The following is a 22,899-nucleotide window of genomic DNA, read 5'->3' on the forward strand; positions in this document are numbered from 1 at the left end:
TAAATTTTCAGCAAATAAAAACGGGGTTAGCTCAGATTATTAACAACCTGATCTAACCCCGTTTTAGGCTTTCGTTATACAGCGCGAAGCAACAAGTGCTGATACCGTCCTATTGAGGCATAAGGTTCTTGCCTGTTGTACTGCAGTTCGACCTGTAACAGCTTATCGAATTCAGTTTCCTGCTCGGAGCGGTCACGCAGATAATCATGAAAACAACGCACGCCAGTTTTGCCTTCAATGATAAAGCCTGCCTCTTTGCACCAACGATACACATCTTCAGGTTGCAGCGGGTTTTGTGGGCTTAAACTGACTTTTTTCTTAAAGGCTAAATCACGCAGCACATAGTTAAAGTTGCCATAAATGATATTACTCAGGCGTTTGGCATCTTTGTTATAAAACATCAGCGACACCAGCCCACCGGTTTGCACTAAAGCACGCAGTTGTTTAATAGCCTCTGCCGGTTCATGCAGCCATTCGAGTACAGCATGACAAAGCACCACTGGAAACGCTGGCCATTGTTGCTCTGATAACTGCTGTAACGCCAGCGCATGACACTGAATTTGCGTATCAACACCGCGCTCCTTTGCATCCTCAAGCGCCATATCCAGCATATCCTGCGACAAGTCAGTTAAAGTCACCTGATGGCCTTGCTGCGCCAACGCCAGCGCCAATTGGCCCTGTCCTGCGCCTACATCCAGAATGCGGCTTGGTGCTGACAAATCGGCGCATTCAGCAAAATCACGCAGCAATACCGCCTGACGCAAACGGCCTTTGGTGGTCTGATAAATATTCTTCTGAAATTTGCCCGCTATGCCGTCAAAATTACGGTCCTGCTGTTTTTTACTCACCACAAATTACTCACTACTTATAGCCCTAAGCCGGATTATCGATATCAATAAATTCACAGAGCACACCAGTTTGCTGCTGCACAAATTCAGCCAGCGCTTTAATGCCATAACGTTCTGTGGCGTGATGGCCTGCGGCAATAAAATCGATGCCAAGCTCACGTGAGCTATGAATAGTCTGCTCCGACACTTCACCGCTGATAAAAAGCTCTGCACCAGCAGCATAAGCCTGGTCGATATAAGATTGGCCTCCGCCCGTGCACCAGGCCAGTTCAGTCACTGCTTTATCCAAGACTGCATGCAACAAAGGTAAGCGATTAAGCTCCAGATGCAGCCTGTCTGCAATCTGCTGACTGGTCATAGGATTTGCTAAAGTGCCACGCATCAGTACGCCCGATGGGCTGACACCTGGCACAGCCTGCCAACTGGTTAAACCCAGCTTTAAGGCCAGCTGAGCGTTATTGCCAAGCAGCGGATGCACATCCAGTGGCAAATGGTAGGCTATCAGGCTGATATCGTGTTTCAGCAAGCTTTGTAAGCGGCGTTTTTTGATACCAGTAATGGCATAGTCTTCGTTTTTCCAGAAATAACCATGATGCACCATGATGGCATCAGCACCAGCGGCCACAGCGGCATCCAGCAAGGCCTGAGAGGCGGTGACACCCGCGACAATCTTTTTAATCTGGCTTTTGCCCTCAACCTGCAAGCCATTAGGGCAATAGTCTTTAATAAGACCACTTTGTAGCTCCTGATCAAGAAGTTGAATTAGCGCCTGACGGCTGATTTCACTCATGCTTTGTCTCCTGCGTGACAGAGTTCTGTTTCAGCTCTGCCAGTTTAGTTTTTGCTTCAATCCACTGCGCCATAAATTGCGTGCTGCGATGCTGATGGTGCCTCAGCATAGCGCCGGTGAAGTTGGTTAATCTATGCTGTGACAGCTGTTGCTGCACATCCATCAGTTGTTGCCAGACGCGGGGTTGATGCTGATGGATGGCAAAACGTTGTGTCAAAATAATAAAACCCTGCTGCTGCTTTTGTTGCCATAACTGCTCATCCTGATACAACAGCACGGCCGCATCTGCTATCTGTTGTGCGGTTTCAGCCATCAGTCCGGCCCATTGCCCTTGATGCAACATGCCCTCAGTACCAACACCTGTGGTGACATTGGGTGTGCCCTGCATCATTGCATCAATAAACTTACCTTTTAAACCCGCACCAAAAGGCAAAGGAGCCAATAAAACCCGGGCATGCTTAACCACTTCTGCCGCATCTTCTGCCCAGCCTTTGACAAGAAACCCTTCTTTCGGCTGATGCAACTGTGTGGCTTTAGGCGGTGGATAAGCGCCATAAATATGCAATTCGGCTTTGGGCAGTTGTTTGCGGATCAAAGGCCAAATTTGCTGTTTGAGCCACAGTACCGCCTGCCAGTTTGGCTCATGGCGAAAATTACCAATAGAAACAAAATGCTGGCGCTGTTCGAATGTTGGCAAATCTGCGTTGGCAGGTGTTTCCAGCCAAAATGGGCTATAACACAAAAGCTCAGCCGGCACTTTGAAATGTTCAGTCAGAAGCTGCATTTCAGCCTCTGAAATAATCAGCGTCAGATCAGAACGATAAATAGCGGCGATTTCACGCTGCGCCTGTTCAGAATGCAAATCCTGCAGTGTCACTTCCCTGCCCGCTTTAAAAGCTTGCTGGCGGGCTAAACGTAAAAAATGCAGATCTTCAGTATCCAACAGCCGTAAAGCGTTGGGGCATTGTTGCTCGACCCGCCAACCGAACTGCTCTTCGAGCATAAAACGGTCAAACATCACTATGTCGGGTTGCCACTCTTTGAGTTGCTCGTCAAAACTGCTGTCGTTTAACTGAATTTGCTCTTCAGCGATCTGCCACTGGCTTAAATCAAAACGGTGTGGGCTTTTCTCCGCTGGGCTGGCAAAAATAACAGTCCAGCCGTGCTGCCGAAACATCGAAAGCAACGACAGCATACGGCTGCCAGCGGCAGAAGAATTGGGTTCAGGCCAGACATAACCGACCACTAAAAGCACAGCCATAAAAACTACTGTTCACTGTAAAAACACAAAGGCGGCTAGTTTACCTTTATCCAATGAAAATAACGAATTGCACTGGTTGCTTTGATCGGCACGGTGTTACCATAGTGCTTTGAGGTCAGTCCAGATAAAGCAGAACATGAAAGCAGCCACCCAATACAGTGCATCAGAAGAGTTAAGTCATGCCATTAGTCATGGTCTTGGAATTTTAGCGAGCCTGCTGGGGTTATATCTGATGCTGGAGCTTTCGTCCGCCGCAGATGCATGGCGTCAGTTAAGCAGTTGGGTCTTTGGCCTGAGTTTGGTTTTGTTATACGGCAGTTCCACTTTGTACCATTCAGTGCAGAACCTTAAACATAAGTTGTGGCTCCGAAAACTGGATCATTCCGCTATTTTTATTCTGATCGCCGGAACCTACACCCCTTTTACACTGGTCAGCTTAAGGGATAACTGGGGCTGGTGGTTATTTGCTCTGGTCTGGAGCATTGCCTGTGCCGGAGTACTGTTAAAACTCTTTACCGGTGCTAAGTATCAAAAACTTTCTATCGCTTTGTATCTGATCATGGGCTGGATAGTACTGATCGCTATTGATCCTATGTTGAGCCATGTCCCTGTGGCTGGTTTGTGGTGGTTACTGGCAGGAGGCTTGTTTTACTCTGGTGGCGTGCTGTTTTACGTGCAAAAAACCTTGTTTATGCACCACCTGATCTGGCACTTGTTTGTGCTTGCTGGCAGCACTTGCCATTTTCTGGCGGTGTATTGGTATGTATTACCCCAACGTCAGGTTTAAGCTTGTGCAACGGGCAATTCAAACCAAAATAATGCGCCATGGTCGGGTTCACTTTCAAAACCAATATCGCCATGGTGCGCACTGATAATGGTCTTACAGATATTTAACCCAAGCCCTGTGCCCTCGGCTTTGCGACTGGTGGAGCCGTCTGCCTGAGAGAATTTTTCGAAAACACGGCTGCGGAAATTTTGAGGAATACCACACCCCTGATCCTGTACTTCAAAACGAATACGCCCGACCAGCTCAGTTAACTTCACCGCCACTGTCTGTCCCGAAGCGGAAAACTTAATGGCGTTCGATAGCAGGTTATCTACCACCTGCCTTATTCTGGTTTGATCAGCCACCACCTGACACTCTGCCAACTGAGTCTGAAAACTCACCTGATACCTTGCTGCATAAGGGGCAATACTATCCAATGCCTGTAACACCAGTTGCTTCATGTCAGTTGTCGCAAAGGATAAGCTAAAATTACCGGACTCAAACTTCTGTAGATCCAATAAATCATTAATCAGTTGAGACAAACGTTCGCTATTACCGAGCGCGGTTTGTAACAATTGCTCGTAATGTTCAGAGCCCTCGGTTACCGCTTTTTTCGCAAGCAAACCCACAGCACCACGAATAGAAGTTAAAGGCGTGCGTAGCTCGTGACTGACGGTTGAAATAAACTCATCTTTTAAGGTATTCAGCCGTTTGAGCTCTCTGTTATTTTCAGCCAACTGCGACAAACTCACTTCTAACTGCCTGGTCCGTAAAGACAAAGTGGCAGAGCTGTCCTGCAAGGCTTTAGTCCGCTCTTCCACCATGGTTTCCAGGACAGTCTGGTTATAAGCTCTTTCCTGCACTGAATGCTGCAACAGCTTATTAATTTGTCGCATATGGCGTAGTCGGTAAGCGTGGCCTCCGAGTAACAGCAGCAAGAGCAACAACCCAAGCCCTGCTATCACCCAGCCTCGTTGCCACCACAAGGGCAATACTTCAATAGTAAGCTGATACGGCTTATCGGAAAACAACGCATGTTGATTTGAACCCAAGGCTTTGAACTGATAAGTTCCGGGTTCTAACTGGCTGTAATTCACTTTTGTGTAGCCAGTACTGTATTGCCAGCCAGTATCTACACCAGCCAATTGGTAAATAAACTGATTACGTTTCGGGTCATGATAATCAAGGCTTGCCAATTCCAGACTAATGCTTTCGCCGGGTTTTAATTCAATTTCAGAGCTGTAGCCTTGCATAATACCTGGTTTGAGTTTTTTCTGATCAATCCATATCCCTGATACTTGGGTTGTACTTTTATGCTGATTCAGCCACAACAATTCAGCATGAACAATAGACAAACCACCTGCAGTACCCAAGTACAAGTTACCGCGTTTGGATACCGAAAATGCTTTAAAAATCATTTCCTTATTATTCAAACCATCCTGCTCAGTAAAGGTGATCAGGCGTTCTTGCTGATAAGGTTTTAAACTCAACCCCTGAGCAGAAAGCAACCAGATGTTTTTCTGCACATCGGTATAAGCCCCCAACAATTCTGCTTTAGCAGCGGAAATACTATCCCCCAAACCTGAGATACCAGGGTTCTTTAGATCAAGACTGACCAGCCCACTGCGACTGCACAGCAGCACTGTGTCGTCAGGCCCTTGCGCTATGCATTGAATATCAAGAGCTTGTGCCACAGGAATTAAGTTTGCTAACGACTGCAATTGAGCACTGGAAGGGTCAAGCACAAAGAGACCGGAATAACGGGTACCAACCCAGATTTTGCCCTGGATTTCCTGCACCACCTGCACTGCGTCACCTACTTTTTGCTGCGCCATGTCCTCTAACCAGAACTGATGATTGCCTGCCGGATCCCAGCGCATCAGACCGTTTTGCCATAAACCAAGATACAAGCTGCCATCTGGCAAACTCACCAGATCCCGTACATTTTGCCACTGAGTACCTTGGAGACTTTGCCCCGCATCCAGCTGCACCAGCTGTTGTGTATTCTCATCAAATTGCCATAAACCGTTATCTGAACCTATGTAAAGCTCTCCCTGAGTGGATCTGGTGATAGCATTCACTCGGGCAGGCATCGCCAGAGATAACACAGCACCTGTTTTTCTGTTGATTTGATGAAACTGGTCGGAGCTACCCAGCCATAAAAAGTTATCTTCCACCTTTACAGCCGTCAGTTGCTGTTTTGCTAAAGTAGCCGCTGCAGGCCCCCACTGGGTTAAGTCACTAAAGGCCGAGGGCTGATGCCTGCCATAAAATAACCCCTTTTCCCGGCTGCCGACCCACAACAACCCACTGCGATCGACCAGTAAAGAGCGCACATTGATGCCTTGAAGTAACTGTCTACCATCGGCAAAAGATTCAAAGACACCTGAGGTTAATGAGACTTTATAAATACCATCAAAGGTGCCCACCAGTAAGTTACCTTGCTGATCTGTTTCCAGCACATTAATAATAGGACTGACGGCGTTATCAAAAAAAGGAATGCTCTTAAACTCAGATGAAGCAGGATCAAACTGAAATAGTGAGCTACGCCCTCCTACCCACACCTTGTTCCCTTGGGCAAACAAAGTACGTATTTCATTGTTGACACTGTCTTGATCAAACGCCTGATAAGGCTCACTGAGTCCGTCTTGTTTTGTCCACTGATGAAGGCCACTGCCCGTTGCAATCCAGACGGTATCATCTTCGGTTTGAGCCAGCGACCAGATCCGTTGGTTGATCAGCGGCTGAGCTGAATCGGCTTGACCTACCAGTTGAAAAGTTCCGTCAGGTAGCAATCGTTGCAGCCCTTTATTGGTGCCAATCCACAACACACCAGACTTATCCAGTAATAAGCTCTGAATATAATTACTGGTTAATACGAAGGCACTTTCAGGTCGGTCAGAATAATGCGAGATTTCACCTGTTCGGGTGTCTACTTTACTCAACCCCATCCCCCAGGTGCCAATCCACAACTGATCCTTGTGATCCATCACCAAAGCATCAATATCGGGCACCAGCATATTGTTACTGACCGAGGCAGGCAGTACATCAAAAGCTTCCAATTCATAACCGTTGTATCGCAATAGGCCTGTGTTGGTTGACCCCAACCAGATATAACCGTCCTTATCCTGCACTATCCGGTAAATACTGGCATTGGGTAAGCCGTCATCGACGCTCAGGCGGGTAAAGTGCGTTTGTGCGAACGAGATAAAACTGCAGCACAACAGCCACAACATAAACAGAAAATGCAACAACCTGCTCATCATGTATTCAGGTCTCTGCGATAACCAAGAACAGGGAAATAAAGTGCAATTTAAACCTCGGCAAAAGGACAACAGCAAATAGGTGTAAACAAACAATACCATAGCATGGCATCCTTACCAGATCCCGAATTGGAAAAAATGCAGTTGTGCTTTATCTCGCCATTGCAATGCCATAAAATCGGCCCCATTAAGGATTCAACTGAATACACCACAGAAAAATGCCGGAGTAATGCATGTCTACTATTAAACACAGCCGTTTATTGATTTTAGGTTCTGGCCCTGCGGGCTACACTGCGGCTGTTTATGCTGCGCGCGCTAATTTGAATCCGGTGCTGTTGACCGGTATGCAAGCGGGCGGTCAGTTAACCACAACAACTGAAGTAGAAAACTGGCCGGGTGACCCGCACGGTTTAACAGGCCCAGCGCTGATGGATCGCATGAAAGCACATGCAGAAACCTTTAACACTGAAATTCTGTTTGACCATATTCACACAGTGAACTTACAGCAACGTCCGTTTGTTCTGACCGGTGACAATGGCCAGTACAGCTGTGACGCCCTGATTATCGCCACAGGCGCTTCAGCCAAGTACTTAGGCCTGCCGTCAGAGCAAACCTACAACGGCCGTGGAGTATCTGCCTGCGCCACTTGTGATGGTTTCTTTTACCGCAATCAAAAAGTTGCAGTGGTAGGTGGTGGCAATACGGCAGTCGAAGAAGCGCTGTATTTAGCCAATATCGCCTCAGAAGTGCATTTAGTGCACCGTCGCGATACCTTCAAAGCGGAAAAAATTCTGGTTGACCGTTTAATGGCGAAAGTCGCCTCGGGCAATATTATTCTGCACACCCACCGTGAGCTGGAAGAAATTCTGGGCGATGATATGGGCGTCAACGGCATGCGTTTAAAATCTACCAATGGCCAGCCGACTGAAGATGTAGCTGTTGCTGGTGTCTTTATTGCGATAGGTCATAAACCAAACACCGATATTTTTGCTGGTCAGTTGGAGATGAATGGTGGTTACCTGAAAGTGCAAAGTGGCACTGAAGGTAATGCGACTCAAACCAGCATTGAAGGTGTGTTTGCTGCTGGTGACGTGTCGGATCACATTTACCGTCAGGCTATTACCTCGGCGGGTACGGGTTGTATGGCCGCTTTAGATGCAGAGCGTTACTTAGACGCTTTGGCCAAGTAGTTTCACGCGACTTATAAAGGGTAAATAGTGGTGATTTATTTACCTGAGTTATCCAACAGCTCGCTTGAATTCCCTCCGGTCAGTCAGGCTTTGACTGAGCCGGATGGGTTATTAGCTATGGGCGGTGATTTGTCACCAGAGCGTTTACTCAAAGCCTACCACAGTGGCATTTTTCCCTGGTTTAGCCCCGGTGATCCGCTGTTATGGTGGAGCCCGTCACAACGCGCCATCTTTATGCCAGGAGCATTAAAGCCTAACCGCACGTTGCGCAAGCTGCTGCATCACAGCAGTTTTGACATCAGCGTAAACAAGGCATTTGCTGCGGTCATTAAAGCCTGCAGCGCACCACGCCCCTCACAACAAGGCACCTGGATAGTACCTGATATTCAACAGGCTTATATAGCTTTGCATCAACAAGGTCATGCCCACAGTATCGAAGTCTGGTCTGAAGGTGAGCTGGTTGGTGGCTGTTATGGTGTGATGGTCGGTCAACTATTTTGTGGCGAATCCATGTTCAATACTCAGCCAAATACTGCAAAAGTCGCGCTTGTAGCCCTACAGCAGCATTTATCGACTTTTGCCACAGGCTATATTGATTGTCAGATGATGAATCCTTTTTTACAGCAGTTAGGAGCAGAACCTTTGTCTCGCAGAACCTATCTGACGCTGCTGGCAAATCACAAAGCCCTGTTTTGCCCTGCCGGTAGCTGGAAAGCGCAAGATCTAAAGTTGGAGTTTTAAAATGTCGGGCTTAAAGCTTGGGGTCAGTCAGCAACAACCATGTAATTACCTGCCCGACCGCCAGGAGCGCTTGCTTTTTACGCTGCCGGATGAGCCTCTGGACGCAGAATTTTATCAGCAACTGCTGACACTGAATTTCAGACGCAGTGGTGAGCAGATTTATACCACCTATTGTGAAGACTGCCAGCAATGCCAATCGGTGCGGCTGGAAGCAACGGCAGTGCTGTTAAACAGCAATCAACGCAGGCTATGGAACAAAGCAAAGCGCAGTTACTGGCGTTATCAGCTCGTAGAGCATAGTGATCAGGAGCTGTGCACAGCACGTTATTATGGGTTGTATCAGAACTACGTTGAAACTAAACATGCGGATAGTTCTATGGCACCGACCAGCCCGGAACAAATGCGCTATTTATGGCAAGCCAGCTGGCTAAAAGTGCAGTTTTTAGAGCAGTATCTGGACGATCAACTGGTTGCAGTGACAATAGTGGATTGCACACCTAACGCATTTTCAGCTGTTTACACGTTTTATCAGCCAGGCCATGTATTGGCCTTTGGCACCTTGGCCATTCTGGCGCTGATTGAACTGGCAAAAACGCAAAACATCCATTTTGTCTATCTGGGTTATTACATCCAGCACTGCCAAAAAATGAGTTATAAGGCAAAGTTTTTGCCACAACAACGCTTTATAGCCGGAGAATGGCTCTCATTTCGCTAAATCTGTCTATGTTGCTTTACTTATCCGCCCTTTTTCGGCAAAATCTGCGGCAGTTTTTTGAACTAATGAATTTAAATAAGAGGCTGGCACGCTGAATGGCGAAAGAAGACGTAATTGAAATGCAAGGGACTATCTTAGATACCCTGCCAAATACCATGTTTAAGGTCGAGTTAGAAAACGGCCACGTAGTTATTGCCCACATTTCAGGCAAAATGCGTAAAAACTACATTCGCATTCTGACAGGTGACAAAGTCACTGTTGAATTAACTCCTTACGATCTGACCAAAGGTCGCATCGTGTTCCGTCAACGTTAAGATTTGACGGAACCAGATAGCGCTAACGCTATTTGCTTCATGCTTTATAAAGAAAAACCCGGCCAAGCCGGGTTTTTTCGTATTCTCACTACGTGATGCTGTTTTAAGCTAGTATTTCTTCTTCGTTGTAATCAAATTCTAATTCATCGCCTTTCAGATCAATCCGCACATCACCGCCATGCGCCAGTCGTCCAAACAGTATTTCGTTGGCTAAAGGCTTTTTCAGCTGTTCCTGGATCACCCGAGCCATAGGACGAGCCCCCATTGCCTGATCATAGCCTTTGTCGGCCAGCCATTGACGGGCAGCACCACTGAGTTCCATCGACACTTGTTTTTTATCCAACTGCACCTGCAAGTCGCAGACAAACTTATCGACAATTTGCAGAATAATGTCGCGGGATAAATGTTTAAACCAAATGATGCCATCCAGACGGTTTCTGAACTCAGGACTAAAAGTCCGGTTAATTTCGGCTAACGCATCATGGCTGTGATCTTGTTGTTTAAAGCCGATGGTTTTACGCACCGTCTCCTGCACACCGGCATTGGTGGTCATCACCAGAATCACATTACGGAAATCGACTTTACGGCCGCTATTGTCGGTTAACGTACCGTGATCCATCACCTGCAACAAAATGTTGTAGATGTCGGTATGGGCCTTTTCTATTTCGTCCAGCAGCACCACCGAGTAGGGGTGTTTGGACACCGCATCTGTCAATAAACCACCTTGATCAAAACCTACGTAACCAGGAGGTGCACCAATAAGGCGGCTGACGGCATGGCGTTCCATATATTCAGACATATCAAAACGCAGCAGCTCTACACCCATAATTTTGGCGAGCTGTTTGGTCACTTCGGTTTTACCTACCCCTGTTGGGCCTGCAAATAAGAAGTTACCAATAGGCTTTTCTTCGTTGCCCAGACCTGAGCGGGATAACCGAATCGCCGACGTTAACACTTCAATAGGTTCATCCTGACCAAAGACCACCAGTTTCAGGTTACGGTCTAAGTTCGCCAGCACATCTTTATCAGAGGCTGACACTGACTTTTCAGGAATACGCGCCATTTTGGCAATAATGTGTTCGATTTCCGGCACATTAATGACTTTTTTACGTTTAGACACAGGCAATAACCGCTGACTGGCACCGGCTTCGTCAATCACGTCTATGGCTTTATCCGGTAAATGCCGTTCATTGATGTACTTAGCCGATAACTCAGCGGCAGCACGCAGCGCTTTTTGGGTATAACGCACGCCATGGTGAGCTTCGTAACGTTCTTTTAAACCCAGCAAAATTTGGGTGGTGTCATCTACGCTGGGTTCAACCACATCAATTTTCTGGAAACGGCGCACCAGCGCTGTATCTTTTTCAAAGATGTTTTTAAATTCCTGATAAGTGGTTGAGCCTATGCAACGTAAACGACCACTCGACAGCAGAGGTTTAATCAGATTGGATGCATCCATCACACCACCGGACGCCGCACCTGCGCCGATGACGGTATGAATTTCATCGATAAAGAGCACTGCATCTTTTTCGTTTTCGATTTCTTTGAGTAACGACTTTAGACGTTTCTCAAAGTCACCACGGTATTTGGTGCCTGCCAGTAAAGAGCCCATATCCAGCGAATAAATAGTGGCGTTGGCAATGACTTCGGGCACCTGATTATTGACAATACGGTAGGCCAAACCTTCGGCGATGGCAGTTTTACCGACGCCAGCTTCACCCACTAGTAACGGGTTGTTTTTCTTACGGCGGCACAACACCTGAATAGTGCGCTCCAGCTCCATATCACGGCCAACCAAAGGATCAATTTGGCCATTTTTCGCCAGGACATTCAGATTGGCGGTGAAGCTTTCCAGATATTTATTTTCTTCAATCTGCACATCACCGTTTTCATCTTGCTGCTCGTCCTGCTGCTCGATTTTCTCGGTTTTAATCACGCCGTGCGAAATGTAGTTAACGATATCCAACCGACTGATATCGATTTTCTTCAGCAAATACACAGCCTGAGATTCCTGTTCACTGAAAATAGCGACCAGTACGTTAGCGCCCGTAACTTCTGACTTGCCCGAGGACTGCACATGGAACACGGCACGTTGCAGCACACGCTGAAATCCGAGCGTAGGCTGCGTATCACGGTCTGTGTCATCTTCTGGCAATAATGGGGTGGTTGAATCAATAAAATGCGACAGGTCAAGCCGCAGGCGGTCTATATTGGCACCGCAGGACTTTAATGCTTCCCCTGCTGCCGGATTATCTAGCAGCGCTAATAATAAATGTTCCACCGTCATGTACTCATGACGTTTTTCCCGCGCAAACCGAAACGCCAGATTTAAGGTTAACTCAAGATCTTTGTTCAACATACAACATCACTCCTAATCCACCTGAGTTACAACAGCAGTTGTTTGGCGTTAAGCCCGCTCCATAGTGCATAACAATGGATGTTCGTGCTCTTTCGCATAAATGGACACTTGCTGAACTTTGGTCTCCGCAACCTCGGCTGTGAACACGCCACAAACCGCCATACCTTCATTATGTACTTGCAACATAATTTCACTGGCTTTTTCATACTGCATATTAAAAAACCGGGTCAACACATCAATGACAAAATCCATCGGGGTGTAATCGTCGTTATGAAGTATGACTTTATACATGGAAGGAGGTTTCACCTGTTGCCGGGTTTTCTCCACCACTCCGTGATCTATTACGTTGTTTTCTTTATAACCGCTCATAAACTATAGCCACGCCTGTTCAAAGCATCAAAATTGCATTGATGAATTTTTTCACCGGACCCAAAGCCACTACAGGCTTTGCGGCCACTCTGTATGCCTTATCTAATAGATAGTACCTGCAACGCCGCTTTACAAGGGTGTAAAAAACTTGACTAGCTGCACAAATTATCTACAGTAAATGGTGGAGTCTGCCCGCAGCTCCCTGTTGCTCCGTCTTAGAATACAGAATTTAGCTAACTTAGAGAAGGAAGTAGTATGGCTACCGGTAAAGTGAAATGGTTCAATAATGCCAAAGGATTTGGGTTTATTCGTGAAGATGGTCGTGACGAAGATATCTTCGCCCATTATTCAACCATTAACATGGATGGCTACCGTACGCTGAAGGCCGGCCAGGACGTGGTATTTGACCTGTCTGAGGGCCCAAAAGGGTTACATGCAGTAAATATTGCACTGCCAGAAGGCCATAAACCTGAATAAGGTTCTAAAGCCCACTATCCATATGAAATGCCGGCTTAAGCCGGCATTTTTCTCTATTCGCTACCATCCCTGGCGCTCACCCGTTCGGGCCAACGCTTCGCGTTGTTAAAAAACATTCCAGATGTTTTTTTCTCCTTCGTACTTGAAGCTGCAGCGTTGTTGGCCGCACTCCTCGCCCCAGTTATTTTGAAAATATCCGTTTGGCATGACTGCGCGTTCTCGCTTCAATCCAATTGCACATAGGACAACTATGCTCCTGGGGTCTCGCTCGTTTGTCGCCTAGCTGCAACATCAATTACTTTGGGAAATTTCTATGTAAAAAGGCGCACAAGGCGCCTTTCTTTGTCTTTAGGATAGCAACCTAAAATTACAGTGCAGCTAATGCCTGATTAAAGGTGACGCTTGGGCGCATGGCTTTAGACGCTAATGCATCGTCTGGCTTGTAGTAACCGCCTATATCTACCGCTTTGCCTTGCACGGAATTTAACTCCTGCACAATTTTGGCTTCGTTCTCTGTCAAAGCTTTGGCCAGCGGCGCAAATCGGGTCGCTAAGGCTGCGTCTTTGTTTTGTGCAGCCAGAGCTTCAGCCCAGTAGAATGCCAGATAAAAGTGACTGCCACGGTTATCCAACTGACCCAGTTTACGGGTTGGGGATTTATCGTTATCAAGGAACTTAGCTGTGGCCTGGTCTAACGCATCTGCCAGCACCTGAGCTTTAGCGTTTCCAGTCACCTGACTTAAATGCTCCAGAGAGGCAGCCAGAGCCAGGAATTCACCTAACGAATCCCAACGTAAGTGGTTTTCTTCAACAAACTGTTCAACGTGCTTAGGTGCAGAACCGCCAGCGCCTGTTTCAAACAAACCACCACCGTTCATCAGAGGTACAATAGATAGCATCTTCGCGCTGGTACCTAATTCCAGAATTGGGAATAAGTCGGTCAAGTAATCACGTAACACGTTGCCTGTGACAGAAATGGTATCCAGACCTGCTTTGATACGTTTTAAGGTATGACGTGTTGCCTCTTCCGGCGACATGATCTGAATATCTAAACCCGTGGTGTCGTGATCTTTTAAGTAACGTTCTACTTTAGCAATCAGCTGAGCATCATGAGCACGGTTTTTGTCTAACCAGAATACCGCAGGCGTTTTGCTTAAACGGGCACGGTTAACAGCCAGTTTTACCCAATCCTGGATTGGAGCATCTTTGGCCTGACACATACGCCAGATATCGCCTTGCTCAACGTTGTGCTGAATAAGCACTGTGCCAGCAGCATCTACGACGCGCACCTGACCATCAGCTTTAATTTCGAAGGTCTTGTCGTGTGAGCCGTATTCTTCGGCTTTTTGCGCCATTAAACCGACGTTTGGTACTGAGCCCATAGTACGAGGGTCAAAAGCACCGTGTTCACGGCAGAAATTAATGGTTTCCTGATACACACCAGCATAACAACGGTCAGGAATAATAGCTTTGGTGTCTTTTAATTTGCCGTCCGGGCCCCACATTTGGCCAGAAGAACGGATAGCTGCAGGCATAGAAGCGTCGATAATCACATCGCTTGGTACATGCAGGTTGGTGATGCCTTTATCAGAATTTACCATGGCCAGAGCTGGTTGTTTGGCATACACAGCTTTGATATCGGCTTCAATCTCCGCTTTTTTATCGGCTGGCAGCTTGGCGATTTTTGCGTAAACATCACCTAAACCGTTGTTAGCATCGACACCTAATTCAGCGAAAGTGGCGGCGTGTTTTTCAAACACGTCTTTGAAGAATACAGTGACCACGTGACCAAACATAATAGGATCAGACACTTTCATCATAGTGGCTTTTAAATGCACAGACAGCAGCACATCTTTGGCTTTTGCATCAGCAATTTCTGTGGCGATAAAATCACGTAGTGCTTTTTTGCTCATGGCAGAAGCATCAATGATTTCACCGGCTTTTACTGCAGTTTTTTCTTTCAGTACAGTCACGCTGCCATCAGCGGCTACATGCTCAATACGCACCTGACCAGCGTCTTTAATAGTCACTGACTTTTCGCTGCCGTAGAAATCACCTGCGCTCATATGAGCCACGTGAGATTTCGACTCTTTGCTCCAGGCGCCCATAGAATGTGGGTTTTTACGGGCATATTGTTTAACAGAAGCAGGAGCACGACGGTCAGAGTTACCTTCACGCAGTACAGGGTTGACCGCGCTGCCTTTGACTTTGTCGTAACGGCTGCGGGCTTCTTTTTCTTCCGCTGTTTTTGGATCTTCTGAGTAATCAGGCAGTTTGTAGCCTTTAGCTTGCAACTCTTTAATAGCTGCCACTAACTGTGGAATGGACGCACTGATATTTGGCAGCTTGATGATATTGGCTTCAGGTGTATTTGCCAGCTCGCCTAAACCTGTTAAAGCATCAGGTTGACGCTGTGCTTCGGTCAGAAATTCAGGGAACAAAGCAAGAATGCGGCCAGAGAGAGAAATATCCTGAGTTTCTATTTCGATATCCGCAGTTTTGGCAAAAGCCTCCACTACAGGTAAAAAAGAATAAGTGGCCAGTGCCGGGGCTTCGTCCGTAATAGTGTAGATAATTTTTGAGGTGGTCATATCGTTTCCTGAATTTACAGCAAAAATTGAGTTGTTAGCCAGCCACATCCTCGTTGACGTGCCTGTGCTGTTTAAAACGTTACAGTTACTCGTGGTGCCCGAGTATAACAGCGCTCATTCTAAGAGCCTAGTCAATGACATGCGCTTTAAGACAGAAGTAGTAGCTGCTCACACTCTGTCGCGCTTTATATTACTGAAATGTCAGGCAGAAAACAGAGTTCCGCGGCCTGACCACTTGAGCAACTGTAACGATTTATGGGCGTTTTGCTGCAAATACAACAAAAGATCGGTTTTTTTGTCCATATATGGCATAAATAGATGACTTTGCTGTTTTTTCGCCGTGTTTTTATTTGATCTTTTCATATCAGGAGCCTGTTGTTTATGTCCCGTCCTTTATTGCATTTAACTGTCGCAGCAGTGTTGTATTTTCAGGGTCGTTATTTATTGGTGGAAGAAAAAGACAAAAGCTCTGATCGTTTGGTATTAAATCAGCCGGCTGGCCATGTTGAAGAAAATGAGGATTTAATCAGTGCGGTGAAACGCGAATTGCAGGAAGAAACAGGCTTGAGTCTGGAACCCAGTGCCTGGTTGGGGATATCTCAGCTTAAAGCGGCGAATGGTCATTTTTATGTGCGGGTCAATTTTGTATTTACGCCTGATGAATTACCAGCGCTGTATCATCCACAAGACACTGATATTCTGGCACTGCACTGGTTAAGTCTGGAGGAATTACGTAGTCATGTCCTGCCCGCCCGCAGTCAACTCGTGTTGGATGCCATCTCCCAGTTTGAACAAAAGCAGTTGTTACCACTGTGTCAGATCAGAAATGCCATCACACATTCGCTTTGATTAACATTTTTTGGCAAAGAATTTGGTGCTATAATCCGCGCCCGTTCCCATCCAGCCATTAAAAAGTGCGGTGTAATGTCAGATAACAGCAGCAAAAAAGTCATTGTCGGTATGTCCGGTGGTGTTGATTCCTCAGTGTCCGCCTATCTGCTGATGCAGCAAGGCTATCAGGTCGAAGGCCTGTTTATGAAGAACTGGGAAGAAGATGACGACAGCGAATACTGCGCTGCTGCTGAAGATTTAAAGGATGCTCAGGCCGTCTGTGACAAGCTGGGTATCAAGCTGCATAAAGTCAACTTTGCCGCTGAGTACTGGGACAATGTGTTTGAATATTTCCTCGAGGAATACAAAGCTGGCCGCACGCCGAACCCGGATATTATGTGCAACAAGGAAATTAAGTTTAAAGCTTTCCTTGAATTTGCCGCCGAAGCTTTAGGTGCCGACTATATCGCCACAGGCCATTATGTACAGCGCCGTGAAGTCGAAGGCCACTGGCAGTTATTGCGGGGTCTGGATACCAATAAAGACCAAAGCTATTTCCTCTATACCATAGGTGAAGAACATGTGGCGCAAACCCTGTTCCCTGTTGGTCATCTGGAAAAACCTCTGGTACGGGCTATTGCCGAAGAGCAAGGCTTAATTACGCACGATAAAAAAGACAGCACAGGCATTTGTTTTATCGGCGAGCGTAAATTTAAAGATTTCCTGCAAAAGTATCTGCCGGCCCAGCCTGGTGATATTTACACAGTAGACGGCGATAAAATTGGCCAGCACGATGGCCTGATGTATCACACTTTAGGCCAGCGTAAAGGTTTACGTATTGGTGGCTTAAAAGATGGTGATGATCAGCCCTGGTATGTAGTATCAAAAGATTTGGTCAATAACCGTCTTATTGTCGCTCAGGGTCATGACCATCCGAGTATGTTCTCCAAAGGCTTAGTCGCCAATCAACTGCACTGGGTCGATCGCACTGGCCCGCAGCAGATGCTGCGCTGCGCTGTGAAAACCCGTTATCGTCAGACCGATATTCCATGTACCCTGACCCCTATGCCAGATGGCACTGTGGTTGTGGTATTTGATCAGCCTCAAAAAGCCGTGACCCCAGGTCAGTCTGCTGTGTTTTACAGCGACGAGATTTGTTTGGGTGGTGGCATTATTAACTCGGCCATACAGTAACTTATGCAACACAGTATTCAGACTCAAACCCTTGCTCTGGCCGGTATGTGCCAGGCACTCAAGCTTTTACAGCAGGTCACACGCAGCAATGATGTAGCTCTGCCTGATTTGCAGTTATGTTTAGCCAGTATCGCTAATTTATCGCCGGCTGAGCCTTTGGATATTTATGGTAAGGATATCGCGAACCTCAAAACTGGTTATCAGTGTCTGGTGGATCAGTTAGGTGACAATCAGCGCAAAGATGTCGAACTGACCCGTTATGTGGTGTCCGTTATTGCACTGGAGCGTAAGCTGACAAAAAACCGCGATAATCTGGATAACCTGGGTAAACGCTTATCCCGCTTAGAGCAGCAACTGCAGCATTTTGCTATTACCGATGAAAACATCATTGCTAATCTGGCTGATATTTATGTCGAATGCATCAGCTCTTTAGGCACCCGAATTCAGGTCGCTGGTCAGCCAGAATTGCTGAAACAACCACTGGTGCAGCATAAAGTTCGCGCTTTGTTATTGGCAGCTATCCGCGCCGTGGTGTTATGGCGTCAGGCCGGTGGTAGTCGTTTGCATTTTATTTTCAAACGCAAAGCCCTGCTCAGTGAAGCCAAATCCGTTTTACAGACTATTGCCCCAACCCATTCATAGGAGCACCTAATGGAATTATCAGCATTAACCGCCATCTCCCCTGTAGATGGCCGCTATGGCTCAAAAGCCAGCGAGCTGCGTGAGTTTTTTAGTGAATATGGTTTAATCAAATTCCGGGTGACTGTGGAAGTGCGTTGGTTGCAAAAATTAGCAGCCACAGCAGCTATCACTGAAGTTCCGGCTTTATCAGACAGTGCCAACGCGCTACTCAACTCAATTGTCGACAATTTCAGCCTTGCTGATGCGCAGCGTGTCAAAGATATCGAGCGCACCACCAACCACGACGTCAAAGCGGTTGAGTATTTATTAAAAGAAAAAGTAGCGGGCCATGCTGAATTAGCAGCGGTCAGTGAATTTATTCACTTCGCCTGTACCTCTGAAGATATCAATAACCTGTCGCACGGTTTGATGTTAGGTGCAGCACGTGATGAAGTGCTGTTGCCACTTTGCGATCAGTTATTAAGTGAAATCAAAACTTTAGCGCAAAAGTACAAAGCCATTCCTATGATGGCCAGAACTCACGGTCAGCCCGCTTCTCCAACTACCTTAGGTAAAGAGATGGCGAACGTGTACATGCGTTTAAAGCGTCAGCGTGAGCAAATTGCCAAAGTGGAACTGCTGGGTAAAATCAACGGCGCTGTCGGCAACTACAATGCGCATTTATCAGCCTATCCGAACCTGAACTGGCATCAGTTTGCAGAAGAATTCGTCAAAAGCTTAGGTTTAAGCTGGAACCCTTACACCACTCAAATTGAGCCGCATGATTACATTGCCGAGCTGTTTGACGCTATTGCGCGTTTTAACACTATTCTGCTCGATTTTGACCGTGACGTTTGGGGTTATATTGCTTTAGGTCACTTTAAGCAGCGCACTATTGCCGGTGAAATTGGCTCTTCGACTATGCCACATAAAGTCAACCCAATCGACTTCGAAAACTCTGAAGGTAATCTGGGTCTGGCCAACGCCATATTCCAACATTTATCGTCCAAGCTCCCGGTATCACGCTGGCAGCGTGATTTAACAGATTCCACTGTGCTGCGTAACTTAGGCGTAGGTTTTGCGTATACGGTTATTGCTTATCATGCGAGCTTAAAAGGCATCAGCAAACTGGAAGTCAACGAAGCCAACTTGCTAAGCGAGCTGGATCAGAACTGGGAATTACTGGCAGAGCCGGTACAAACAGTGATGCGTAAATATGGCATTGAACAGCCCTATGAAAAGCTGAAAGAACTGACCCGCGGTAAGCGCATCACACCGCAGGATTTAGCTGTGTTTATCGACAAGTTAGAACTGCCGGAACAAGTGAAAACTGAACTTAAAGCACTGCGCCCGGATAACTATATAGGTGCAGCTATCGAGTTAGTCGATTTACTCAACTAAGCTTGGTGTTAACAGATTATTTTTCCACAGGGCGATTTTATCGCCCTGTTTTTATGGTGATTTATGTACCAATTATTTTTAAATGAATTAACACCTGCGCAGTTTTTAGCAGAATACTGGCAGAAAAAGCCTTTATTAATCAAAGCTGGCTTTAGAAACTTTATCGACCCGATCAGCCCGGACGAGCTGGCTGGCCTTGCCGGTGAAGAAGAAATTGAATCCCGTATTGTCAGCAATAAAAATGCAGTCTGGGATATGGAGACTGGCCCTTTTGAGGATTTCAGTCATTTAGGTGAAGAAGGCTGGACTTTATTAGTTCAGGCGGTAGATCACTGGCACCCGCAGTCTGCTGCGTTGATAGAGCCGTTCCGCTTTATTCCGAACTGGCGTATTGATGATTTGATGGTGAGTTTTTCTACCGCAGGTGGTGGCGTAGGCCCGCATCTGGACCAATACGATGTATTTATTATCCAGGGTCAGGGCAAACGTCACTGGCGTGTCGGTATGCCGGACAGCAGCTTAAAACAGCACTGCCCCCACCCACGTTTATTGCAGATCACGCCTTTTATCGACTGTATTGATGTGATCACTGAACCTGGCGATATTTTATATATTCCACCAGGTTGCCCACACGACGGTATCTCGTTGGACCCGTCATTGAACTACTCGGTCGGTTTCCGGGCACCTGCGCAAAAAGATTTACTGACAGGCTTGGCCGATCACCTGATTGATCAGGACATCACAGGCAAACGCTTTACGGATCCATCTCGTCAGATCCCTGATTCTGTAGGCGCTATCAGCGACCAGGATTTAACCCAGGTGCAAACGTTGTTGCGCCAGTTAGTGGATGACAAAGACTTCGCAGCGCAGTGGTTCGGCAGTTATATCAGTCATGCCAAACATGAATTGGACGCTACAGAACCCGATCCACATTATGAAGCCGATGAGATAGCTGAGTACCTGGAAGAAGGCTCTGTGCTAGCCAAATTAGGCGGCCTGCGCACTTTGTATTACCAGGCGAATACCGCTGAAGATATTCAACTCTTTATCAATGGCGACCGTTTTTTAGTGCCTGCGATTGAACTTGAAACCGTTAAAAAATTGACAGACCAAGTCAGCCTCAGTCAGCAGGATTGCCAGCATTTTGCTGCCGATCAGGGTCGCTTACAGTTGATCACGTTGCTCATTAACAAAGGCTATTGGTATTTTACGGAATAAACCAAGTCTTTGATCCAATAAAAAACCGCCAGCTTTAATGGCGGTTTTTTTGTGCTCAGGCTTTGTATCGCACTCTATCTGTAACCATTCAAAATGCAGCCTGAAGCATTGTAAAGATTTATATACTGTTTACTCGCTTAAGCTTGCTTAACCCAAAGTTCTTCTTTATCAAATAAATCATATAAACCGTGAGCACGATGGACCAGCAGATTAGCAAAATCCTTCTTCGTTTGATCGATAGCACCTGAATTCATGATTTGCTCAGCTTTCAACTGCCATTGTAAAGAAAAAGCCCGCACAGCTTCGCGCGCATCTTGGGCTGCAGATATGGCCATATGATCTGTAGGTAAATCACCACTTATTACCCAGTATTGCTTACGATCCTGAGCTGTAATCTTCCATACCGCCATTAATGGTGTTAAATAACGAGATTCAGACACTGCGACATTGTCTGGTAATATGCCTTTCTCGGCCAGATACTGGTTTGCTTTTTGGAACTGAGTACGAACCCACTCGCTTGCTGCCTGTTCCTGCTGTTCTGCTGTCAATTGTTCTGCCATTGTTCTTTTCCCTCTCTCCAAGTGGCGTTACTTTATGTGACTCAATCCACACAATCAAGAGCTGGCTGAAATTGTCGACAATCACCTGGTCTTACCAGATTTTGTTTTTACAGATCGATGGCGAAAGCTGCAGTGAAGTGGTACATTCCGCGGCGCAAAAAAGCCCTTACGCCCTGCCCTCTGTGGCATGGTGAGTTATATCAACGGAGAACAAGTCGTGGCTGTATTTAACCATCCTGAATTTGATAACCATGAGCAAGTTGTATTCTGTAGTGATGAAAGCACTGGTTTAAAAGCCATTATTGCTATTCACAGCACAGCCTTAGGTCCGGCAACAGGTGGCTGCCGTATGTGGGATTATGTCGCTGATGAAGATGCCTTAGTCGACGTATTACGTTTGTCCCGCGGTATGACCTATAAAAATGCCATGGCAGGCCTGCCTTTAGGCGGTGGTAAGGCCGTGATTATTGGTGATGCGAAAAAAATCAAATCTGAAGCTCTGTTCCGTAAGTTTGGCCAGTTTGTGCATTCGTTAAGTGGCCGTTATGTCAGCGCGGAAGATGTCAATATCACCACTGGCGACATTATGATGGTCAACAAAGAAACTCCTTATGTGGCTGGTTTAGAAGGCTTAAGCGGTAACCCAGGCCCGTTTACTGCTCTTGGAACTTACCGAGGAGTTAAGGCTGCAGCGAAACACAAGTTTGGTAGTGATAATTTAACTGGCCTGACGGTTGCGGTACAAGGGTTAGGCAGTGTTGGTTTTTATCTGTGTGAATACCTGCACAAAGAAGGTGCCAAACTTATTGTGACAGATATCAATCAGGACGCCGTCAGTCGCGCTGTCGCTCAGTTTAATGCCACAGCTGTGGGCTTAGATGAAATCTATGCAGTTGATGCTGACATCTACGCACCTTGCGCTTTAGGTGCCACCATTAACGACATCACTATTGCTCAGCTGAAATGCAAAATTATTGCAGGTTGCGCCAATAACCAACTCAAAGAAAGCCGTCACGGCGAACTGTTGCGTCAAAAAGGTATCTTGTACGCTCCGGATTACGTCATTAATGCCGGTGGTATCATCAACGTCGCAATGGAAATGCGTGAGCAGGGTTACAACGCTGAAGAGTCTACCGCCAAAGTAAACCAGATTTACCAAACGCTGATCACTATCTTTGAACGCGCTGATGCACAGCAAAAACCGACTAACGAAGTGGCAGATTTAATGGCACAGGAAATCATCCGTAACGCCCGTTAACTGAAATTGGGGTCAGATCCTGAGGGATCCCCACGAATTTTTCATTAAGCAGCCCACCGGACAGCATACTCAGCAGTATGCTGTCTGAACCGTTCGATTATTCCAAACTCGTTTTCTACGTCCATATCTTCCT

General features: G+C 46.7%; 20 protein-coding genes. 12 read left to right on the forward strand and 8 right to left on the reverse strand.

Annotation, left to right across the window (positions count from 1 at the left end):
* Positions 1 to 74: 74 nt before the first annotated feature.
* Genes IEW88_RS17990 through IEW88_RS18000 form a run of 3 tightly spaced genes read right to left on the reverse strand, consistent with a single transcriptional unit; the run spans position 75 to position 2,899 of the window.
* Positions 75 to 851, reverse strand: a complete 777-nt coding sequence (locus IEW88_RS17990; RefSeq protein ID WP_229670605.1) for a methyltransferase domain-containing protein — start codon at positions 849 to 851, stop codon at positions 75 to 77.
* A 22-nt stretch (positions 852 to 873) separates the two neighbouring features.
* Positions 874 to 1,638, reverse strand: coding sequence for a Nif3-like dinuclear metal center hexameric protein (locus IEW88_RS17995; RefSeq protein ID WP_147905282.1), 765 nt, complete (start codon positions 1,636 to 1,638; stop codon positions 874 to 876).
* Positions 1,631 to 2,899, reverse strand: coding sequence for a glycosyltransferase (locus IEW88_RS18000; protein ID WP_147905281.1), 1,269 nt, complete (start codon positions 2,897 to 2,899; stop codon positions 1,631 to 1,633). Before IEW88_RS18000 ends, IEW88_RS17995 begins: the two co-directional genes overlap by 8 nt.
* A gap of 136 nt (positions 2,900 to 3,035) precedes the next feature.
* Here IEW88_RS18000 and trhA point away from each other — a divergent pair, with 136 nt between their 5' ends.
* Positions 3,036 to 3,686 carry a PAQR family membrane homeostasis protein TrhA gene (trhA, locus tag IEW88_RS18005; protein WP_147905280.1) on the forward strand — a complete coding sequence of 217 codons (651 nt, stop codon included), beginning with the start codon at positions 3,036 to 3,038 and terminating at the stop codon, positions 3,684 to 3,686.
* Here trhA and IEW88_RS18010 read toward each other — a convergent pair.
* A complete protein-coding gene (locus IEW88_RS18010) occupies positions 3,683 to 6,931 on the reverse strand; it encodes a sensor histidine kinase (protein WP_185148650.1) in 3,249 nt (1,082 codons plus the stop codon). The two genes, trhA and IEW88_RS18010, sit on opposite strands and share 4 nt — an antisense overlap.
* Before the next feature lie 230 nt (positions 6,932 to 7,161).
* Between IEW88_RS18010 and trxB the strand changes: the two genes are divergently transcribed.
* The 4 genes from trxB to infA all read left to right on the forward strand — a co-directional run bounded on the left by trxB (position 7,162) and on the right by infA (position 9,888).
* Positions 7,162 to 8,118: a thioredoxin-disulfide reductase gene (gene trxB / locus IEW88_RS18015; RefSeq protein WP_053424884.1), complete on the forward strand. Its 957-nt coding sequence runs from the start codon at positions 7,162 to 7,164 to the stop codon at positions 8,116 to 8,118.
* A 27-nt stretch (positions 8,119 to 8,145) separates the two neighbouring features.
* Complete coding sequence (aat, locus tag IEW88_RS18020; protein WP_147905278.1) at positions 8,146 to 8,859, forward strand: leucyl/phenylalanyl-tRNA--protein transferase; 714 nt, start codon at positions 8,146 to 8,148, stop codon at positions 8,857 to 8,859.
* Between the two features lies 1 nt (position 8,860).
* Complete coding sequence (locus IEW88_RS18025) at positions 8,861 to 9,574, forward strand: arginyltransferase (RefSeq protein ID WP_147905277.1); 714 nt, start codon at positions 8,861 to 8,863, stop codon at positions 9,572 to 9,574.
* A 95-nt stretch (positions 9,575 to 9,669) separates the two neighbouring features.
* Positions 9,670 to 9,888: a translation initiation factor IF-1 gene (gene infA / locus IEW88_RS18030; RefSeq protein ID WP_008610216.1), complete on the forward strand. Its 219-nt coding sequence runs from the start codon at positions 9,670 to 9,672 to the stop codon at positions 9,886 to 9,888.
* Positions 9,889 to 9,991: 103 nt separating this feature from the next.
* Here the strand turns inward: infA and clpA are convergent, their stop codons facing one another.
* Both clpA and clpS read right to left on the reverse strand, forming a co-directional pair.
* A complete protein-coding gene (clpA, locus tag IEW88_RS18035) occupies positions 9,992 to 12,247 on the reverse strand; it encodes an ATP-dependent Clp protease ATP-binding subunit ClpA (RefSeq protein ID WP_147905276.1) in 2,256 nt (751 codons plus the stop codon).
* A gap of 48 nt (positions 12,248 to 12,295) precedes the next feature.
* The gene (gene clpS / locus IEW88_RS18040; RefSeq protein WP_147905275.1) at positions 12,296 to 12,616 is read right to left on the reverse strand and encodes an ATP-dependent Clp protease adapter ClpS; all 321 of its coding nucleotides are present in this window, start codon (positions 12,614 to 12,616) and stop codon (positions 12,296 to 12,298) included.
* 255 nt (positions 12,617 to 12,871) lie between these two features.
* On the opposite strand from clpS, the gene cspD reads away from it, so the two are divergent.
* Positions 12,872 to 13,093 carry a cold shock domain-containing protein CspD gene (gene cspD / locus IEW88_RS18045; protein WP_046518730.1) on the forward strand — a complete coding sequence of 74 codons (222 nt, stop codon included), beginning with the start codon at positions 12,872 to 12,874 and terminating at the stop codon, positions 13,091 to 13,093.
* Positions 13,094 to 13,460: 367 nt separating this feature from the next.
* On the opposite strand, the gene IEW88_RS18050 is transcribed toward cspD, so the two are convergent.
* Positions 13,461 to 15,683 (reverse strand): NADP-dependent isocitrate dehydrogenase, encoded by a 2,223-nt coding sequence (locus tag IEW88_RS18050; protein ID WP_147905274.1) that lies wholly within the window; start codon positions 15,681 to 15,683, stop codon positions 13,461 to 13,463.
* Between the two features lie 381 nt (positions 15,684 to 16,064).
* Between IEW88_RS18050 and IEW88_RS18055 the strand changes: the two genes are divergently transcribed.
* The 5 genes from IEW88_RS18055 (at position 16,065) to IEW88_RS18075 (ending at position 20,948) form a co-directional block, all read left to right on the forward strand.
* Positions 16,065 to 16,532: an NUDIX domain-containing protein gene (locus IEW88_RS18055; RefSeq protein WP_147905273.1), complete on the forward strand. Its 468-nt coding sequence runs from the start codon at positions 16,065 to 16,067 to the stop codon at positions 16,530 to 16,532.
* Positions 16,533 to 16,607: 75 nt separating this feature from the next.
* Positions 16,608 to 17,708 (forward strand): tRNA 2-thiouridine(34) synthase MnmA, encoded by a 1,101-nt coding sequence (gene mnmA, locus IEW88_RS18060; RefSeq protein WP_147905272.1) that lies wholly within the window; start codon positions 16,608 to 16,610, stop codon positions 17,706 to 17,708.
* A gap of 3 nt (positions 17,709 to 17,711) precedes the next feature.
* Positions 17,712 to 18,350 carry a high frequency lysogenization protein HflD gene (gene hflD, locus IEW88_RS18065; RefSeq protein WP_147905271.1) on the forward strand — a complete coding sequence of 213 codons (639 nt, stop codon included), beginning with the start codon at positions 17,712 to 17,714 and terminating at the stop codon, positions 18,348 to 18,350.
* A gap of 9 nt (positions 18,351 to 18,359) precedes the next feature.
* Positions 18,360 to 19,730, forward strand: a complete 1,371-nt coding sequence (purB, locus tag IEW88_RS18070; protein ID WP_147905270.1) for an adenylosuccinate lyase — start codon at positions 18,360 to 18,362, stop codon at positions 19,728 to 19,730.
* A 63-nt stretch (positions 19,731 to 19,793) separates the two neighbouring features.
* Positions 19,794 to 20,948: a ribosomal protein uL16 3-hydroxylase gene (locus tag IEW88_RS18075; RefSeq protein WP_147905269.1), complete on the forward strand. Its 1,155-nt coding sequence runs from the start codon at positions 19,794 to 19,796 to the stop codon at positions 20,946 to 20,948.
* Between the two features lie 137 nt (positions 20,949 to 21,085).
* On the opposite strand, the gene IEW88_RS18080 is transcribed toward IEW88_RS18075, so the two are convergent.
* A complete protein-coding gene (locus IEW88_RS18080) occupies positions 21,086 to 21,508 on the reverse strand; it encodes a DUF4826 family protein (protein WP_053424874.1) in 423 nt (140 codons plus the stop codon).
* 217 nt (positions 21,509 to 21,725) lie between these two features.
* Between IEW88_RS18080 and IEW88_RS18085 the strand changes: the two genes are divergently transcribed.
* Positions 21,726 to 22,766 carry a Leu/Phe/Val dehydrogenase gene (locus IEW88_RS18085; protein WP_053425024.1) on the forward strand — a complete coding sequence of 347 codons (1,041 nt, stop codon included), beginning with the start codon at positions 21,726 to 21,728 and terminating at the stop codon, positions 22,764 to 22,766.
* The last annotated feature ends 133 nt before the right edge of the window (positions 22,767 to 22,899 follow it).

The sequence above is a fragment of the Rheinheimera tangshanensis genome (genome assembly GCF_014645135.1).
GTDB lineage: Bacteria > Pseudomonadota > Gammaproteobacteria > Enterobacterales > Alteromonadaceae > Pararheinheimera > Pararheinheimera tangshanensis.

Bases quoted from the DNA above. Each gene is read 5' to 3' on its own strand.
- trxB (WP_053424884.1), top strand. From the start codon at position 7,162: ATGTCTACTATTAAACACAGCCGTTTATTGATTTTAGGTTCTGGCCCT.
- IEW88_RS18055 (WP_147905273.1), top strand. From the start codon at position 16,065: ATGTCCCGTCCTTTATTGCATTTAACTGTCGCAGCAGTGTTGTATTTT.
- hflD (WP_147905271.1), top strand. From the start codon at position 17,712: ATGCAACACAGTATTCAGACTCAAACCCTTGCTCTGGCCGGTATGTGC.
- cspD (WP_046518730.1), top strand. From the start codon at position 12,872: ATGGCTACCGGTAAAGTGAAATGGTTCAATAATGCCAAAGGATTTGGG.
- IEW88_RS18050 (WP_147905274.1), bottom strand. From the start codon at position 15,683: ATGACCACCTCAAAAATTATCTACACTATTACGGACGAAGCCCCGGCA.
- IEW88_RS18080 (WP_053424874.1), bottom strand. From the start codon at position 21,508: ATGGCAGAACAATTGACAGCAGAACAGCAGGAACAGGCAGCAAGCGAG.
- trhA (WP_147905280.1), top strand. From the start codon at position 3,036: ATGAAAGCAGCCACCCAATACAGTGCATCAGAAGAGTTAAGTCATGCC.
- IEW88_RS17995 (WP_147905282.1), bottom strand. From the start codon at position 1,638: ATGAGTGAAATCAGCCGTCAGGCGCTAATTCAACTTCTTGATCAGGAG.
- infA (WP_008610216.1), top strand. From the start codon at position 9,670: ATGGCGAAAGAAGACGTAATTGAAATGCAAGGGACTATCTTAGATACC.
- IEW88_RS18010 (WP_185148650.1), bottom strand. From the start codon at position 6,931: ATGATGAGCAGGTTGTTGCATTTTCTGTTTATGTTGTGGCTGTTGTGC.
- clpS (WP_147905275.1), bottom strand. From the start codon at position 12,616: ATGAGCGGTTATAAAGAAAACAACGTAATAGATCACGGAGTGGTGGAG.
- purB (WP_147905270.1), top strand. From the start codon at position 18,360: ATGGAATTATCAGCATTAACCGCCATCTCCCCTGTAGATGGCCGCTAT.
- mnmA (WP_147905272.1), top strand. From the start codon at position 16,608: ATGTCAGATAACAGCAGCAAAAAAGTCATTGTCGGTATGTCCGGTGGT.
- clpA (WP_147905276.1), bottom strand. From the start codon at position 12,247: ATGTTGAACAAAGATCTTGAGTTAACCTTAAATCTGGCGTTTCGGTTT.
- IEW88_RS18000 (WP_147905281.1), bottom strand. From the start codon at position 2,899: ATGGCTGTGCTTTTAGTGGTCGGTTATGTCTGGCCTGAACCCAATTCT.
- IEW88_RS18025 (WP_147905277.1), top strand. From the start codon at position 8,861: ATGTCGGGCTTAAAGCTTGGGGTCAGTCAGCAACAACCATGTAATTAC.
- IEW88_RS18075 (WP_147905269.1), top strand. From the start codon at position 19,794: ATGTACCAATTATTTTTAAATGAATTAACACCTGCGCAGTTTTTAGCA.